General features: G+C 74.8%; 12 protein-coding genes, 1 tRNA gene and 1 pseudogene. 8 read left to right on the plus strand and 6 right to left on the minus strand.

The window, feature by feature from the left end; all coding sequences use genetic code 11:
* Positions 1 to 133 precede the first annotated feature (133 nt).
* Complete coding sequence (locus G6556_RS08935) at positions 134 to 646, plus strand: Lrp/AsnC family transcriptional regulator (RefSeq protein ID WP_166940520.1); 513 nt, start codon at positions 134 to 136, stop codon at positions 644 to 646.
* Here G6556_RS08935 and G6556_RS08940 read toward each other — a convergent pair.
* From G6556_RS08940 to G6556_RS08950, 3 genes are all read right to left on the minus strand, one after another.
* Positions 608 to 1,333: a hypothetical protein gene (locus tag G6556_RS08940; protein WP_166940522.1), complete on the minus strand. Its 726-nt coding sequence runs from the start codon at positions 1,331 to 1,333 to the stop codon at positions 608 to 610. The two genes, G6556_RS08935 and G6556_RS08940, sit on opposite strands and share 39 nt — an antisense overlap.
* Before the next feature lie 194 nt (positions 1,334 to 1,527).
* Positions 1,528 to 1,598 (minus strand) — tRNA-Gly (locus G6556_RS08945).
* Positions 1,599 to 1,719: 121 nt separating this feature from the next.
* A complete protein-coding gene (locus G6556_RS08950; protein WP_166940524.1) occupies positions 1,720 to 4,212 on the minus strand; it encodes a glycosyl transferase in 2,493 nt (830 codons plus the stop codon).
* 210 nt (positions 4,213 to 4,422) lie between these two features.
* On the opposite strand from G6556_RS08950, the gene G6556_RS08955 reads away from it, so the two are divergent.
* The 6 genes from G6556_RS08955 (at position 4,423) to G6556_RS08980 (ending at position 10,625) form a co-directional block, all read left to right on the plus strand.
* Positions 4,423 to 4,953, plus strand: coding sequence for a hypothetical protein (locus G6556_RS08955; RefSeq protein ID WP_205693234.1), 531 nt, complete (start codon positions 4,423 to 4,425; stop codon positions 4,951 to 4,953).
* 170 nt (positions 4,954 to 5,123) lie between these two features.
* Positions 5,124 to 5,699, plus strand: coding sequence for a dCTP deaminase (gene dcd, locus G6556_RS08960; protein ID WP_166940526.1), 576 nt, complete (start codon positions 5,124 to 5,126; stop codon positions 5,697 to 5,699).
* A gap of 7 nt (positions 5,700 to 5,706) precedes the next feature.
* The gene (locus G6556_RS08965) at positions 5,707 to 6,804 is read left to right on the plus strand and encodes a hypothetical protein (protein ID WP_166940528.1); all 1,098 of its coding nucleotides are present in this window, start codon (positions 5,707 to 5,709) and stop codon (positions 6,802 to 6,804) included.
* A gap of 146 nt (positions 6,805 to 6,950) precedes the next feature.
* Positions 6,951 to 7,844, plus strand: coding sequence for an SDR family oxidoreductase (locus G6556_RS08970; RefSeq protein ID WP_166940530.1), 894 nt, complete (start codon positions 6,951 to 6,953; stop codon positions 7,842 to 7,844).
* A gap of 25 nt (positions 7,845 to 7,869) precedes the next feature.
* Complete coding sequence (locus G6556_RS08975; RefSeq protein ID WP_166940532.1) at positions 7,870 to 9,750, plus strand: glycoside hydrolase family 15 protein; 1,881 nt, start codon at positions 7,870 to 7,872, stop codon at positions 9,748 to 9,750.
* A gap of 74 nt (positions 9,751 to 9,824) precedes the next feature.
* Positions 9,825 to 10,625, plus strand: coding sequence for an SDR family NAD(P)-dependent oxidoreductase (locus tag G6556_RS08980; protein WP_166940534.1), 801 nt, complete (start codon positions 9,825 to 9,827; stop codon positions 10,623 to 10,625).
* An 89-nt stretch (positions 10,626 to 10,714) separates the two neighbouring features.
* On the opposite strand, the gene G6556_RS19470 is transcribed toward G6556_RS08980, so the two are convergent.
* The 3 genes and pseudogenes from G6556_RS19470 to G6556_RS08990 form a co-directional block, all read right to left on the minus strand.
* Entirely contained in the window at positions 10,715 to 11,425 is a 711-nt protein-coding gene (locus G6556_RS19470) for a type II toxin-antitoxin system prevent-host-death family antitoxin (protein ID WP_240934128.1), read from the minus strand.
* Positions 11,402 to 14,059 (minus strand): annotated as a pseudogene (locus tag G6556_RS08985) (HAD-IC family P-type ATPase); the annotation flags it as partial. The gene G6556_RS19470 and the pseudogene G6556_RS08985, both read right to left, overlap by 24 nt.
* Before the next feature lie 554 nt (positions 14,060 to 14,613).
* Entirely contained in the window at positions 14,614 to 15,132 is a 519-nt protein-coding gene (locus G6556_RS08990) for a TetR family transcriptional regulator (protein WP_166940538.1), read from the minus strand.
* A gap of 82 nt (positions 15,133 to 15,214) precedes the next feature.
* On the opposite strand from G6556_RS08990, the gene G6556_RS08995 reads away from it, so the two are divergent.
* On the plus strand, positions 15,215 to 16,765 hold the full coding sequence (locus G6556_RS08995; protein WP_166940540.1) for an MFS transporter: 1,551 nt from the start codon (positions 15,215 to 15,217) through the stop codon (positions 16,763 to 16,765).
* The last annotated feature ends 40 nt before the right edge of the window (positions 16,766 to 16,805 follow it).

Raw genomic sequence — 16,805 nt, forward strand, 5'->3', positions numbered from 1 at the left:
GTCCCGTTCCGTCCCCGAACGTCGACCGCCGCAGGGTCCCGCGGCGGTCGACGTTCGGGGACGGAACGGGACGCTAGGCACCAGTACGACGCGTGTCCACACTGTCCGTACGACGTACGGGTAAGGTGCCCTCATGGCCGACCTCGACGCACTCGACACGGCGATCCTGCGGGAGCTGCAGGCAGATGCACGGCGCACCAACCGGGACGTCGCGGCTGCCGTGGGCGTGGCCCCCACGACCGCGCTCGACCGGACGCGGGCCCTCCGCGAGCGCGGGGTGATCCGCGGCGCGACCCTCGACGTCGACCTGGCCGCGATCGGGCGGCCGGTGCAGGCGCTCGTCGCCGTGCGGATCCGCCCGCCGACCCGGCGCAACATCGAGGGCTTCCGGTCCTGGGTGGTGGCGCTGCCCGAGACCCTGGGGGTGTTCGTCACGACCGGCACCGAGGACTTCCTGGTCCACGTGGCCGTCCCCGACAACGAGGCGCTCTACGGGTTCGTCATCGACCGGCTCACGGAGCGCCCGGAGGTCGTCGACGTGCGCACGTCGGTGGTCTTCGAGCACCTCCGCCGGCGCCGCGTCGACCCGGTGCCCGCCGCGACCCGGTCAGCGCGCCCCGGCGGCGAGGGCGTCCGGGGGCGGTGACCCGACCGGGCGCCCGACCTCGCCGGGCGCCTGGGTCGGGATCGCCGGCGCGGAGGTCCCCGGCCGACGCGTGACCCGGGCCGGGGGTGCGGGGCGGGGCGCGGCGGCGCGCGGCAGGGTGACCCCGACGCGGAGCCGGTGGGCGATCGCCTCCGCGTACGAGAGGAGGTCCTGGTAGCGCTCCGAGGACCGGGTGTCGAACCGCAGCTCGACGGCCTCGCCGGCGCCGGGCGGGAAGACGGTCCAGATCACCTCGTGCCGCAGCACGCCGTGGCTCCGCAGCGTCACGACCGCGGTCCCGGCGGGCAGCTCCCGCAGCGTCGCGGTGTGGTACGCGATGCGGGTGGCCGCGCGCCGGGAGCGGTAGATCTTGCGCTGCACCCGGCGTAGGTACGCGGCCGCCGGCTCGGGCCCGGCGGGCACCTCGGCGAGGATCTCGCAGGCGAGCCCGGCGACCACGTCCCCGGTCGGCTCCGGCACCCAGGCGCCGGCGCGCACGTGCCGCGTGTGCAGGCCGACGACGGCCCGGTCGACGGCCTCCAGCGCGGACCGGAGCCGGGCGGCGGCCACGGGTCCGGTGGTGAGGTCGGTGGCGAACCGCTGCGCGATCCGCGGGGCGTCGCCCGGCCGCCACCCGCACCACCGCTCGGGCAGCCGCAGGTCGATGCGGGAGATCTCGTGCTTCATGCGGTCCTTCCGTCGGGCTGGCCCTGGGAAGGTAGGCGGGCGCCGAGCGGCGTCCCGGTCGCTGAGTAGGGGAAATCACCGGAGCACGGGGGACTGCCCTGCGACGGGTGCGGGGCGTCGGCCCGGCGTGCCGCGGGCTGCCGGGGAACGACGAAGGGCCAGGCGCGGCGGTGCCGGCCTGGCCCTCTCGGGAGAGCGGGTGACGGGAATCGAACCCGCGCTATCAGCTTGGGAAGCTGAAGTTCTACCATTGAACTACACCCGCGTGACCGCTCCCGGCTGCTGGAGCCGGGCGGTCGTCGCGCCCCCGCGAGGGGAGCGCGCGTCCAGCATAGCGGCTCCGGACGCCCGCACACGCAGGCGCCCGGAGCGCGCGTCACGCGTCCTCAGACGGTGACCTCCACCCGCACGGTCGAGCCCGCGGGCGCGTACGGCACGGTCGACCCCTCGACGGGCACCCCGTCCACGACCAGCCGCCCGCGCGCACCCGGCGCGCCGGCGTTCGTCACGGTGATCTCGTACCGGGCCCCGCGGGCGACCCGCGTGACGCTGAACGACGGCACGTCCGGCCCGATCTGCGGGTCCACCACCAGGCCGTCGTGCTCCGGCCGCACGCCCAGCAGGTACTGGGAGACGGCGACGAAGTTCCACGCCGCGGTGCCGGTCAGCCACGAGTTCTTGGCCTCGCCGTGCCGCACCGCCTCCTTGCCCGCGATCATCTGCGCGTACACGTACGGCTCGAGCCGGTGCACGTCGGAGATGTCCTCGCGGTAGGCGGGCGTGATCCGGCGGTAGTAGTCGAACGCCTGCTCGCCGCGGCCCAGGACGGTCTCGCCGATGATCACCCACGGGTTGTTGTGGCAGAAGATGCCACCGTTCTCCTTGTAGCCCGGCGGGTAGGTCGACACCTCGCCCAGCTCGATCTGGTAGCTCGTGTAGGCGGGCGACTGCAGGACCATGCCGTGCGGCGTGGCCAGGTGCTCACGCACCGAGTCCAGCGCGCGGACGGCGGGGCTCTCCGGCGAGGCCGGGTCGGCCGGGTCCACGCCGATGCCGGCCATGACCGCGAAGCCCTGCGGCTCGATCCAGATCTTGCCCTCGGGCTGCGCGTCGGTGCCCACCGGGTTGCCGTAGAAGTCGTACGCGCGCAGGAACCACTCGCCGTCCCAGCCGTGCTCCAGCACCGCGGTCCGCATGGCCTCGATCTCGGTCCGCGCGCGGGCCGCGACGTCCGTCAGGCCGCGGCGCTCCGCGAGCTCGGCGTACTCCGGGCCGATGTGCACGAACATCGCCGCGATGAACACCGACTCCGCGACGCCGCCGGCCTGGTTCTCGGTCGTCTGGAACGACTCGCCGGGCTCGGTGGAGAAGCAGTTCAGGTTGAGGCAGTCGTTCCAGTCCGCGCGGCCGATGAGCGGCAGCCCGTGCGGGCCGCGGTTCGCGACCGTGAACTCGAACGACCGGGTCAGGTGCTCGAACAGCGGCACCTCGGAGCCGGGCTCGTTGTCGAACGGCACCGGCTCGTCGAGGATGCCCCAGTCGCCGGTCTCCTTGACGTACGCGGCGACGCCGAGGATCAGCCACAGCGGGTCGTCGTTGAAGCCCGAGCCGATGTCGTTGTTCCCGCGCTTCGTCAGCGGCTGGTACTGGTGGTACGCCGAGCCGTCGGGGAACTGCGTCGACGCGATGTCGATGATCCGCTGCCGGGCGCGCTCCGGGACCAGGTGCACGAAGCCGAGCAGGTCCTGGTTGGAGTCCCGGAAGCCCATGCCGCGGCCGATGCCGGTCTCGAAGTACGAGGCCGACCGGGACATGTTGAACGTGACCATGCACTGGTACTGGTTCCAGATGTTGACCATCCGGTCGAGCTTCTCGTCCGTGCTCCGCACCGAGTAGGTGGACAGCAGGTCGGTCCACGACGTCCGCAGCGCCTCGAACGCCGCGAGGGTCTGCTCGGTCGTCGCGAACCGGGAGAGCAGGGCGTGCGCGCGCTCGCGGTTGACCCGCTGCAGCGCGGGGACCCCGGCGGCCTCGTCGGCGGGTGCCCACTTCTCGTCGTGCGGGTTCTCGACGTAGCCCAGCACGTAGGTCAGCGACCGGCTCTCGCCCGGCGCGAGCGTGACGTCGACCTGGTGCGAGCCGATCGGGTACCAGCCGGACGCGATCGACCCGGTGGCCCTGCCCGCGCGCGGCACGTCGGCCTCGCCCAGCCCGTTGTACGGCCCGACGAACGTGTCCCGGTCGGTGTCGAAGCCGGACGCGCGGGTGTTCACGCCGTAGACGGCGTAGTGGTCGCGGCGCTCGCGGTACTCGGTCTTGTGGAAGATCGCGGAGCCGTGCGGGCCGTCCTGCTCCACCTCGACCTCGGCCAGCGACAGGTTCCGCTGGTAGTTCGTCTGGTCGTCCTGGGCGTTCCACAGGCAGAACTCGACGAACGAGAACAGCGAGACGGTCTTCTCGGCGTCCGAGGTGTTGGTCAGCGTCACGTGCTGGACCTCGGCGGTCTCGCCGAGCGGGACGAAGAACAGCGTCTCGACCCGCAGGCCGCGGCGCTCGCCGGTGATCCGCGAGTAGCCCAGGCCGTGCCGCGCCTCGTAGTGGTCCAGCTCGGCCTTGACCGGCAGCCAGCCCGGCGTCCAGACGTCGCCGCCGTCGTGCACGTAGAAGTACCGGCCGCCCTCGTCGGCGGGGATGTTGTTGTACCGGTAGCGCGTGAGCCGGCGCATCTTCGCGTCCCGGTAGAACGAGTACCCGCCGCCGGTGTGCGACAGCAGCGAGAAGAACTCCTCGGAGCCGAGGTAGTTGATCCACGGGTACGGGGTCCGCGGCGTCGTGATGACGTACTCGCGTGCCTCGTCGTCGAAGTGGCCGTACCGCATCGTCGCGCCTTCCGGTCGTCTGTGGTGGCCGTGCGGGAGCGCTCCCACGCGGCATGCGTCGGTCAGCGTAGCGCACGGTCGAAACGCTTCCGGCAGGCCCTGGTCCCACCCGGTCCGACGTGCCCGGCGCGACCTGGAGCGGAGGTCCCACTCACCGGTCCGGGCCGGCGCCTACCGTCCCGGGATGCACGACGACGAGCCCGGCCGGCCATGACGGTGCACGCCTACGTGGACGAGTCCAAGGCGGGCGACTACCTCCTCGCCGCGACGCTGGTGGACGCGGTCCGAGCCCACGGTGTCCGGCAGGAGGTCCGTCGTCTGGCGCTGCCCCGGCAGCCGCGCATCCACATGAAGCAGGAGTCCGACCGGCGGCGACGGATCATCCTGAGCGCGCTCGCGGACCTCGGCGTCGCCACGACGGTCTACTGCGCAGCCGGGCCGCGCAGCCGGACGCAGATCGAGCGGCGCCGAGCGTGCCTGGTGCGGCTCGTCGCGGATGTCCAAGGGGCGTGCGACCGCCTCGTCCTCGAGTCGGACGAGACCCAGGACGCGCGTGACCGCCGCGATCTGCTCGAGATCACACGGCTGGCCGGTTGCCGGGAGTCGCTCGCGTACGAGCACCGGCGTGCGCGGCAGGAACCGCTGCTCGCGCTGCCGGACGTCGTGGCGTGGTGCTGGGCCCGCGGGGGTGAGTGGCGTCGCCGGGCCGCCCCGCTGACGGCGGGCGTCGTCGAGGTGTGAGGCCGTCGCGGCACATGCGTAGGGCCCGAACGCCACGTCCTCCGGACGGGTCTCGGGCCCTCGACTTCCACGGGGATCAGCTCCCCGGGCGATGACGTCACCCTACCGACACCGACCGGCACGCGGAAGCCCGATCTCGGAGGCCCGGTCGGCCCCGGTACCGTGGACCCGTGCTGCTCTCCGACCGCGACATCACCGCCGAGATCGACTCCGGCCGGGTGGTCCTCGACCCGTTCGACCCCGCGATGGTGCAGCCGTCGAGCGTCGACGTGCGCCTCGACCGGTTCTTCCGGCTGTTCGACAACCACAAGTACGCGGTCATCGACCCGGCGCAGGACCAGCCGGACCTCACGCGGCTGGTGGAGGTCGACGGTGACGAGCCGTTCGTGCTGCACCCGGGCGAGTTCGTCCTCGGCTCGACGTTCGAGCAGGTGACGCTGCCCGACGACATCGCGGCTCGCCTGGAGGGCAAGTCCTCGCTCGGCCGGCTCGGGCTGCTCACGCACTCGACCGCGGGGTTCATCGACCCGGGGTTCTCCGGCCACGTGACGCTCGAGCTGTCGAACGTGGCGACGCTGCCGATCACCCTGTGGCCGGGCATGAAGATCGGGCAGATGTGCTTCTTCCGGCTGTCGTCGCCGGCGCTCGCCCCGTACGGCTCGGGCGCGTCCGGGTCGCGGTACCAGGGTCAGCGCGGGCCGACCGCCTCGCGCTCGTGGCAGCACTTCCACCGCACGCAGGTCTGACCGCGCCGTGACCGCGTCGCTGCCCCCGCTGCCCGAGGTGCCCGCCACCGCGGGCGTCACGCCGCCGCCCGGGCGGCACCTGCTGGTGCTGCCGGACGGGGTCGCGCCGGACGAGGTCGACGTGCTGGCCGCGAGCCGGTTCCCGTCGGCGCGGTGGGAGCGCCCGCCGCGGGTCCCGTCCGGCCGGCGCGCGTCGGGGGCGAGCCGGAGCGCGGCCCCGGCCGCGACGCCCGGGGTGCTGCGGCTGGGCCGGCTGTCGACGCTCACCGGTCCGTTCGCGCTCGAGCCTGCCCAGCTCGCCCGGTGGGGCCTGCCGTCGGACGCGCGCGTCGCCTGGGTGGTCGACTGCCCGCGCGAGCGCGCGGAGCAGCCCGCGTTCGGCGGCGACCGGGACGGCCTGCGCCGGGCGTTCGGCACCGCGGGCCCCGTCCGCGAGGAGCAGCGCGTCGTCCTGTGGCTGGTCGCGGTCGCGCGCCGGCTCGGGGGCGCGCTGCGGGTCGAGTCCGGGGTGGTGCTGGAGCCCGACATGGACGCCGCGCTGGACCTCACGGTGCTGACCGACCGCTGGGTGGAGCCCGAGACCGTGCTCGCCGCGGCCCGCCGGGTGTCCTCGCGCGCGGCGCTGGACGTGCCGCCCGCGCCGGAGGCCGGCCGGGCGTCCCCGCAGCAGGCCGGTGCCGCGCTCGCGGCCCGCGACCGGGTGGGTGCGGGCGTCGCCGACGCCGAGGAGCGCCGGCGGCTGCACGCGGAGGCCGACGCGTTCGACGCGCACATGCGGGAGAACCCGCCCCCGGCGGAGGCCTTCGGCCTGCAGGTCGACCTCGGGGTGGACGGCATCGTGGTCGTCGAGGTGGCCGCGGAGGCGGAGGTGCCGCAGGTCCTGGCGGCGGTGGACTGGGCGCAGGGCGAGGTCGTCGCCTACCGGGTGCGGTGGGAGGCGCCGGACGTGGAGCAGCTGGAGTCCGAGCGGCCGTCGCTGCCGCACCGGGTCGCCCGGGGCCGTGCGGCGCGGGTGGTGCGCGGGGTCGCGCGCGAGGTGCACGGCGAGGTGGGCGGGGAGATCGCCGACATGGCGGGCTTCCTCGTGGACCCGGCGGACCTGTAGCCCCCGGGGCGGGGCCGCGCGCCGACGCGCTCCGCGGTTGCGGCCTCCCGCACCCCGGCACACGATGGACGCGGGACGACGCCCGCCGGTCACGACACCGGCGGGCGTCGCCTTTCGCTCTCATCGCCGGACGGGAAGGACGCCTCATGGCCGACCAGTACACGTTCCAGGACCCGATCGCGCAGTACCCGATGCCCGAGCCGCCGGAGCAGAGCCAGGACGGCCCCGGCCTGGACGCCGACCTGCAGCCGAAGGCCGACCACGGCCAGGACACCCACCGCGGGTCCGGGCGCCTCGAGGGGCGCAAGGCGATCATCACCGGCGGCGACTCCGGCATCGGCCGGGCGGTGGCCATCGCGTTCGCCCGGGAGGGCGCGGACATCGTGCTGTCCTACCTGCCCGAGGAGCAGGAGGACGCCGACCGCGTCGCGGAGCTCGTCCGCGAGGCCGGCCGGAAGATCGTGCTGGCGCCGGGCGACGTCGTGGACCAGGACTACACCCGGTCGCTGGTCCGCACCGCGCTCGACGAGCTCGGCGGGCTGGACACGCTCGCGATCATCGCGGGCCGCCAGCAGTACGTCGAGGACATCACCGACCTGACGCCCGAGTCGTTCGACGAGACGTTCAAGACCAACGTGTACGCGCTGTACTGGCTGGTGCAGGAGGCCGTGCCGCACCTGCCGAAGGGGTCGAGCATCATCACGACCTCGTCGATCCAGGCCTACGAGCCGGCGCCGATCCTGGTGGACTACGCCACGACCAAGGCCGCGATCAACACGATCTCCAAGGCCCTCGCCGGGCAGCTCGCGCCGAAGGGCATCCGGGTCAACGTCGTGGCCCCGGGGCCGATCTGGACGCCGCTGCAGACCGCGGGCGGCCAGCCGCCGGAGAAGCTGCCGGACTTCGGCAAGCAGACCCCGTACGGCCGCGCGGGTCAGCCCGCGGAGCTCGCGCCCGCGTACGTGTTCCTCGCCTCCCAGGAGTCGAGCTACGTCAGCGGCGAGACGCTGAACGTCAACGGGGGGATGCCGACCCCGTGACGCACCCCGTGCCGAGGGTGCGCGCATGACGGAGCAGCCGGGCCTCGAGAACCTGGACGGCGACGCCGGCACGCGCACGGAGGGGTCGGGTCACGCGGCGGCGGACGAGCCGCGGGACCCGACCCCCCGCACGGACGGGTACGCCGACCTGCGGTCGTACGCGGTGCTCGGGGACGGGCGGACGGTCGCGCTGGTCGCGGACGACGGCCGGGTGGACTGGTTCCCGGTCCCCGACCTGGACACGCCCCCCGTGTTCGCGGCCCTGCTGGACGCGGACGCCGGCGGGCACGTCGAGCTCGCGCCGACCGTCCCGTACCGGCTGCGCCGGCAGTACGTCGTCGGGACGAACGTGCTGGAGACGACCTACGACACCGACGGCGGGCAGGTGCGCGTCACGCAGGCGATGAACACCGGCGTGGCCGGCCGGCTGCCGTGGAGCGAACTGGCCTCCCGCGTCGATGGGCTCGCCGGCTCGGTCCCGATGGCCTGGCGCGTCGCGCCCGGCACGGTGCTCGGCAGCGCGTCGCCCTGGGTGCAGCGCACCCACCAGGGCCCGGTGCTGCGCGCGGACGGCCTGACGCTGACCGTGCGGACGCTGGGCGAGATGACCGCCGTCGTCGACGACCAGGCGTGCGCCGGCACGTTCGAGGCGACACCGGGCTCACGGCATCTGGTGGCCGTCGTCGGCACCGAGCGCGAGCCCGTCATGCTGCCCGACCCCGAGGACGTCGACCGCGGCATCGACCGCACGATCGACAACTGGCGCGCCTGGACCCGCGAGTTCCACTACGACGGCCCGTGGGGCAAGGCGGTGCAGCGCAGCGCGCTGGCGCTCAAGCTGCTGCTGCACGAGCCGACCGGTGCGATCGCCGCGGCGGGCACGACGTCGCTGCCCGAGAGCCTGGCCGGCGGCAAGAACTGGGACTACCGGTACGCCTGGGTCCGGGACGCCGCGTACACGCTGGACGCGTGGATCGGCTTCGGACTGCGCGAGGAGGTGCACGCGGCGATCTCGTGGACGCTGCGCACCCTGCGCGCGCACGGCGTGCGGATCTTCTTCGGGCTCGACGGCGCGGTGCCGCCGGAGCCGGAGCGGCACGACGTGCCGGGCTGGCGCGGCATCGGCCCGGTCGTCACCGGGAACCGGGCGGACGGCCAGCTGCAGCTCGGCGTCTACGGCGACGTGCTCGCGGTGGTCCGCGGGTACGTCGACGCGGGCAACCTGCTCGATGCCGAGACCGGCCGGTTGCTCGCCGCGGTCGCCGACGAGGCCGCCGACGCGTGGCACCGGCCCGACGCCGGCATGTGGGAGCTGACCGAGGAGCGCCACTACACCTCGTCCAAGCTCGGCTGCTGGCAGGCCCTGCAGTGCGCGGTGCACCTCGCCGAGCTCGGCCAGATCCCCGGCGAGCCCGACCGCTGGCGGGCCGAGGCCGACCGGATCGCGCGCTGGGTCGGCGAGCACTGCTGGTCCGAGGAGCGCGGCGCCTACGTCATGCACCCCGGCTCGGACGCGCTCGACGCCTCGGTGCTGCTGCACGCGCGCAGCGGCTTCGACACCGGCGAGCGGATGAGCCGCACCGTCGACGCCCTGCGCGCCGAGCTCGGCTCCGGCCCGCTGCTGCACCGGTACACCGGCATGCCCGCGGAGGAGGGTGCGTTCGTCGCGTGCGCCTTCTGGGGCGTGGCGGCGCTGGCGCTGGTCGGGCGGGCGGACGAGGCCGCGCGGTGGATGGAGGACCTGCTGGCGCTCGCGAACGACGTCGGCGTGTGGCCCGAGATGATCGACCCGGCGACCGGTGACTTCCTGGGCAACCTGCCGCAGGCCCTCAGCCACCTGGCGCTCGTGCAGGCCGCGCTCACGCTGGCCCCGGCGCTCGACGACGACCGCGCGGTGACGGGCTGACCGCTCCGCCGCTCCCGGCACCACCGGCGCCCGCCGACCGGCGCGGCGCCGCACCGCACCCTGAGGAGGACCCCATGGACCTGGGCATCACCGGCCGCGTCGCGCTCGTCACGGGCGGCGACTCGGGCATCGGCCTCGCCACCGCGCGGCTGCTGCTCGCGGAGGGCGCGCGCGTCGTGCTCACCGACCAGGACGCCGCCGCGCTGGAGCGGGCGGTCGCCGACCTCGGCGCCGGGCGGGACCGGCTGGTGCCGGTGCTGGCCGACCTGACCGTGCCGGCCGAGGTCGAGGCGCTGGTCGCGCGCGCCCACGACGCGTTCGGCGCGCCGGAGATCCTGGTGCACGCCGCCGGCATCACGGGCGCGCAGGGGCTGTTCCACGAGATCGACGACGCCGGCTGGGCCCGCACGATCGAGGTCGACCTGCTCGCGGCGGTCCGCGTCGTGCGCGCCGTGCTCGGGCCGATGCGGGAGGCCGGTCGCGGCCGGATCGTGCTGCTCGCGTCCGAGGACGGCGTGCAGCCGTACGTCGACGAGCTGCCCTACTGCGCGTCCAAGGCCGGGGTGCTGTCGCTCGCCAAGGGCCTGTCCAAGTCGTACGGCCCGGAGGGCGTCCTGGTGAACGCGGTGTCGCCGGCCTTCATCGCGACGCCGATGACCGACGCGATGATGGCGAAGCGGGCCGAGGAGCGCGGCACCGACCGCGACGAGGCGATCGCCTCGTTCCTGGACGAGGAGCGGCCGGGCATGGTGCTGAAGCGCCGCGGCGAGGCCGACGAGGTCGCCGCGGTCATCGCGTTCCTGGTCTCCGACCGCGCGAGCTTCGTCACCGGCTCGAACTACCGCGTCGACTCGGGCTCGGTCGCCACGATCTGAGCCGGGGGTCCAGGGCGAGTTCGGCGGTTCCGCGCCGGGCCGCGGCGTGTCGCGGCGGCGTGTCGGGCGGAACCGCCGAACTCGGCGGGCTAGACCCCGGGGTCGACGGTGCCGAGCTGCTCCGTCGGGTCCGCCTGGTCGCGACGGGAACGGCGGCGCGGCGGGGCCGGGGGCTCGTCCGTCGCCGGCACCGGGTCGAGCACGACGGTCGCGTCCGTGGTTGCCGGCGGCTCCGGCTCGGCGGTCCGGGTGCTGACCCGGGTCGGCGCGGTCGGCTCCGGGAGCTCGGGCGACGGGACCTCCGCGAGGGTCTCCGCCGCCGGGGCCCCGAGCGGCGCGGCCGTCGGCGCGCCCAGCGGCGCGTCGAGCGCGCCCGGCGCGCCCGGCGCGTCGAGCGCATCCGCAACGCCCGGCGCACCGTTCCCCGCCACGCCCGGCGTCCCCGCCGCCCCCGGGTCCCCGGGCGGCGTCAGCTGGATCGCCGTCGTGCTGACGTTCGCCGCGACCGTGGCGCCCGCCGCGGACCCGCGCCCGCTGGTCCGGCGCGCGGCGCCGGCCACCGCGACGATCCGCGCCACCGGGCGCCCGTCGCGGGTGAGCGTGACCTCGTCGCCGTGCTCGACCGCCTGCACGAGCTCGGGCAGCCGGCCGGCGGCGTCGTCCAGGGCGACCCCGCCCGGCACCGGGGCGGCGACCGCGTCGACCGGCTCGCCCTCGGGCGCACCGTCGCCGCCCGCCCCGCCGGCGGCGCCCGGTCCGGCGGCGCGCCGCGCGTCCACCGCCCGGGTGACGGCCTTCATGCCCTCGGCGAGCAGGAACACGAGCACCGCGAACCCGAGGGTCAGCGCCCACTCCCGGGCGCCGATCGGCGCGGAGTCGAACCAGGTGTTCATGAACGGCACGTAGGTGAACACCAGCTGGAGCGCGACGAGCGCGCCGGTCGCGTACCAGATCACCCGGTTCCCGCGCAGGACGCGCGGGGTCAGGCTGGACTCGCCGAGGAACCGGCAGTTGAACAGGTAGGCGAGCTGGCCGAGCGCGAGCATGGTCACGGCGGTGGTCTGCGCGACCGCGTAGTCGGTGCCGCGCGCCCGCTCGATGAAGAACACGGCCAGGGTCGCGCCGCCGATGATCAGCGACACGATCACCACGTGCTGCAGCGACCGGCCCGAGATGACGGACCCCCCGGGCGCGCGCGGCGGCCGGGACATCACGCCCGGCTCCGCGGGCTCGTAGGCGAGCGCCAGCGACAGCGTCACGGCGGTGACGAGGTTGACCCACAGGATCTGCACCGGCGACAGCGGCAGGGTGAGGCCGAACAGCACCGCGACCAGGATGACCAGCGACTGCGCGCCGTTGGTCGGCAGCAGGAACACGACGGACTTCGCGATGTTGTCGTAGATCCGCCGCCCCTCCTCGACCGCCCGCTCGATGGTCGCGAAGTTGTCGTCGGCCAGGACGATCTCGGCCGCCTCCTTGGTGGCCTCCGTGCCCTTGATCCCCATTGCGATGCCGACGTCGGCGCGCGTCAGCGCCGGGGCGTCGTTCACGCCGTCGCCGGTCATGGCGACGACCTCGCCGTGCGACTGCAGCGCGCGGACGATGCGGATCTTGTGCTCGGGGCTGGTGCGGGCGTAGACGTCGACCTCGCGGACCCGGGAGCGCAGCTGCTCCTGGGACATCGCCTCGAGCTCCGCCCCGGTCAGCGCGGGGACGTCGCCCTCCGGGGCGGCGATGCCGAGCTCCCGGGCGATGGCGGTGGCGGTGCCGACGTGGTCGCCGGTGATCATCTTGACCCGGATGCCGGCGCGGTGGCAGTCGGCGATCGCCTTGACCGCCTCCGGGCGCGGCGGGTCGACGATGCCGAACAGGCCGAGGAACACCAGGCCGCCGTCGACGTCGTCCGCGTCGAGCGTCGTGGTGCCGTCGGCCACGGGTCGCTCGGCGGCCGCGAGGGTCCGCAGGCCCTGACCGGCGAGCTCGTCGATGACGGCCTCCCACCGGGCGAGGTCGAGCGGGACGGTGCTGCCGTCGGCGGCGCGCTGGTGGCTGCACCGCTCGAGCAGCCGGTCGGGCGCGCCGACCACGTGGATGCGCGTGCCGGCCCCGGGCACCCGGTCGAGCGTGGCCATGTACTTGGTGGCCGACTCGAAGGGCAGCGCCGCGACCCGCTCGACGTCGCGGACGTCGACCTCCGCCTTGAGCGCCACGGTCGCGATCGCGCCCTCGGTCGGCTGGCCGACGACCCGCCACTGCGCGCCGTCCTGCACGACGCGGGCGTCGTTGGCGGACGCCGCGGCGGTCAGCAGGGCCGCGAGGTCGCCGTGCGCGGTGACCGGGGCGTGCCGCCCGTCGAGCGTGATCCGGCCCTCGGGCGCGTAGCCCAGGCCCTCGACCTGGTAGGTGCCGGCGGCGGTGACGACGGTGCGCGTCGTCATCTCGTTCTTGGTGAGCGTGCCGGTCTTGTCGGAGCAGATCGTCGTCACCGAGCCGAGCGCCTCGACGGCGGTGAGCTTGCGGGTGATCGCGTTCCGCCGGGCCATCTGCTGCACGCCCAGCGCGAGCGTCACGGTGACCAGCGCGGGCAGGCCCTCGGGCACCGCCGCCACGGCGAACCCGATGGCCGCCGAGATGAGCTCCGGCACGTCCCAGTCGTGGATGACCCGGCCGATGACCAGCATGAACGCCGCCATCCCCAGGATGCCCAGCGACAGCGTCCTGCCGAAGGCCGCGAGCTTGCGGGACAGCGGCGTCTCGAGGTCGTCCACCTCGGCGATCAGCGACTGGATGCGGCCGATCTCGGTGCCGGCGCCGGTGGCGGTCACCACGCCGACGCCGGTGCCGACCGCGATGATCGTGCTGGAGAACAGCATCGACGCCCGGTCGCCGACGCCGGCGTCCGCGCCGACCGCCTCGACGTGCTTGGCCGCGGGCACCGACTCGCCGGTCAGCGCCGCCTCCTCCACCTGCAGGTTCGTCGCCTCGAGCAGGCGCAGGTCGGCGGGCACCCGGTCGCCGGAGCGCACCCGGACGACGTCGCCGGGCACGAGCGTCTCGGCGTCGACCTCCTGCCACTCGCCGTCCCGGCGGACCTGCGCGTCCAGCGACAGCATCGTGCGGATGCCGTTCAGCGCGCGCTCCGCCTGCCCCTCCTGGAGGAAGCCGAGGGCGGCGCTGATCACGGCCACCGCGAGGATGACGGTGAAGTCGACCCAGTCGCCGAGCAGCGCCTTGAGCACGGCCGACGCGAGCAGGATGTAGATGAGGATGTCGTCGAAGTGCCCGAGCAGCCGGCGCAGCCAGCTCTTGCCCTGCGGCGCGGGGAGCCGGTTGGGACCGTGCTCCTCGAGCCGGCGTGCGGCTTCGGCGTCGTGGAGCCCGGCCGGCGCGCTGCGCAGCTCGGCGAGCACCGCGTCCGGCGGCTCGGCGTAGGGCCGGGCGACGGCGGGTGCGCTCGCGGGGGCTGGGCCCGCGGGCGAGGGCGTCGTGGGGGCTGAGGTCGTCATGTCACCACCTGACCGATCGGCGTCCGAGTCATCGTGGCACGTCCGGTCCCCGTCCACCGAGCCGCGGACCGGCCTGTGGACGGTGTCGCGGCCCGTCGCGCGCGTGATGCCACGGCCGCCGGAGGGATCGGGCGGGACCGGGGTCCCACGCGCGGCCGGGTGAGTCGCGTTCGCCACGTTTTACGCGGAGTTCACCCGGAGGGGTCGCGACGGACGCCCCCGCGCCGCAGGATGGCACTCCGGAACGGATCGAGGGGGTAGTCATGGAGATGACCACGAGTGACCAGCAGGCGTCGGAGACCGAGTTCGAGGACGTCCGCTGGACCAGCGTGAGCAACCCCCGGCGCGTGCGGATCTGACGCGCCGGACCCGTCCCGCCCCGTGTCCTCCGCACGGGGCGGCACACCGCTTCCGACGGCCCCGCGGCACCCGCCGCGGGGCCGTCGGCGTGCCGGGGTCCTGATGGGGGCGCGGGTGCGGGGTCAGGCGCGGGTGCGGAGCCGGCCGAGGACGGCCCGCGCGTCCTCGAGCGCGGTGTCGTCCCGCACCCCGGTGACCGCGTTGTAGTACATCCCGTCGCCGACCAGCTGCACGACGTGCGCGAGGGCGGGGTCGCCGATCTCGTCCGCCAGCGCCTCGAACCAGTGCCGTCGCAGGTCGTCGAGCACCGCGGTCGCGTCGTCGCCGGACTCCTCGGCGAGCCGGGCGAACGCGATGAGCGCGCGGTCGAGCGGCCCCCCGGACTGCTGCGACTCGCGCAGGTAGTACTCGGCGGCGCCCTCGGGGGCGGCGCGCATCGCGGCGACGTCGGCCCGTCCGAGCTCCGCCAGCCGCTCGCGCTGCCCCTGGACCAACGCCGCCTTGCTGGGGAAGTGGTAGAGCAGCCCGCCCTTCGACACCTCGGCCGCGGCGGCCACCGCGTCCAGGGTCGCGGCGCGGGGGCCGTGCGCGATCAGCAGCCCCTCGAACGCGTCGAGGAGGCGGTCGCGGGTCGCGGACATGGGAATGACCGTACCGGCCGTGACGCTATACCGTCCAGACGGTACAGTAGCCGCCGATTCCCCGAACGAACGAGGTCGCGTCATGTCCGCCCCGGTCACCACCGGTCCCACCGCCGCCGTCCCGGCGACGCTCCTGCACCGCGGTCGCCCGGTCCGCCCCTGGGCCGTGCTGGTCGTGCTCATGCTCCCGGTGCTGCTCATCTCCGTGGACAACACGGTGCTGAGCTTCGCGCTGCCGTCGATCACCGCCGCGCTCGGCGCCTCGGGGTCGGAGCTGCTGTGGATCGTCGACGCGTACCCGCTGGTGCTCGCCGGCCTGCTGGTCCCCATGGGCAGCCTGGGTGACCGGGTCGGGCGCAAGCGGCTGCTGATGATCGGCGCCACCGGGTTCGCGGCCGTCTCGCTGCTGGCGGCGTGGTCGACGAGCCCGGCCATGCTGATCGCGGCCCGTGCCGCCCTCGGCCTGTTCGGCGCGACGCTGATGCCGTCCACGCTGTCGCTGATCCGGAACGTGTTCCTCGACCGCGCGCAGCGCCGGCTCGCCATCGCCATCTGGGCCTCGGGCTTCGCCGGCGGCGCCGCGCTGGGCCCGATCGTCGGCGGCGCGCTGCTGACCCACTTCTGGTGGGGCTCGGTGTTCCTGCTCAACGTGCCGGTGCTGCTGGTGCTGCTGCCGCTCGCGGTGGCGCTCGTGCCCGAGTCCAAGGACCCCGCCCCGGGCCCGCTCGACCCGTGGAGCAGCGTGCTGGCGCTCGCGACGATGCTGCCGCTGGTCTACGCGATCATCGCGTCCGGCGAGCACGGTCTGACGCCGACCACCGCGGGTGCGGTGCTCGTCGGGCTCGCCGCCGGGTGGGCGTTCGTCCGGCGGCAGCGCCGGCTGCCGTCACCGATGCTCGACGTCCGGCTGTTCACCGACCCGGTGTTCTCCGGCGCGGTGTCCGCCAACCTGCTGTCGGTCCTCGGGTTCTCCGGGCTGCTGGTGATCGTGTCGCAGTTCCTGCAGCTCGCCGCGGGCCTGAGCCCGATGGACGCGGGGCTCGTGCTGCTGCCGGGTCTCGCGGCGTCCGTGACCGCCGGCCTGCTCGCCGTGCGGCTGGTGCGGTACGTCCGGCCGGGGGTGCTCATCGGGTCGAGCTTCCTGCTGGCCGCGGTCGGGTACGGCGTGCTGACCCTGGTCGGCGACGTGCCGACGCCCGTGACCGTCGCGGTGACCTTCGTGGTCATGGGCCTGGGCGTGGGGCTGGCGGAGACGCTGACCAACGACCAGATCACCACGGCCGTCCCCCCGGAGAAGGCCGGCGCCGCGTCGGCGATCTCCGAGACGGCCTACGAGCTCGGCACCACCCTTGGTGTCGCGATCCTCGGCTCGGTGCTGAACGCGACCTACCGCGCGCGGGTCGCCGTGCCGGAGACCCTGACCGCGGACCAGGCGCACGCCGCGGGGGAGACGCTCGGCGGCGCGTCCCGGGTGGCTGGCGAGGTGGGCGGCGGCACCGGCGAGGTGCTGCTGGAGTCCGCGCGTCTCGCGTTCGACGCCGGCACCCAGCACGCCGCGGCGGTCGGCGCGGTCGTGGCGGTCGCCGCGGCGGTGGTCTCGTTCGTGACCCTCCGCCGCGCGACGGCCCTCTGACCCGGCGCACCCGCGCCGAGTCCTCGCGGGGTGTCGGGCG

It is taken from the genome of Cellulomonas sp. IC4_254, from assembly GCF_011603975.1.
In the GTDB taxonomy this organism is placed as follows: domain Bacteria; phylum Actinomycetota; class Actinomycetes; order Actinomycetales; family Cellulomonadaceae; genus Cellulomonas.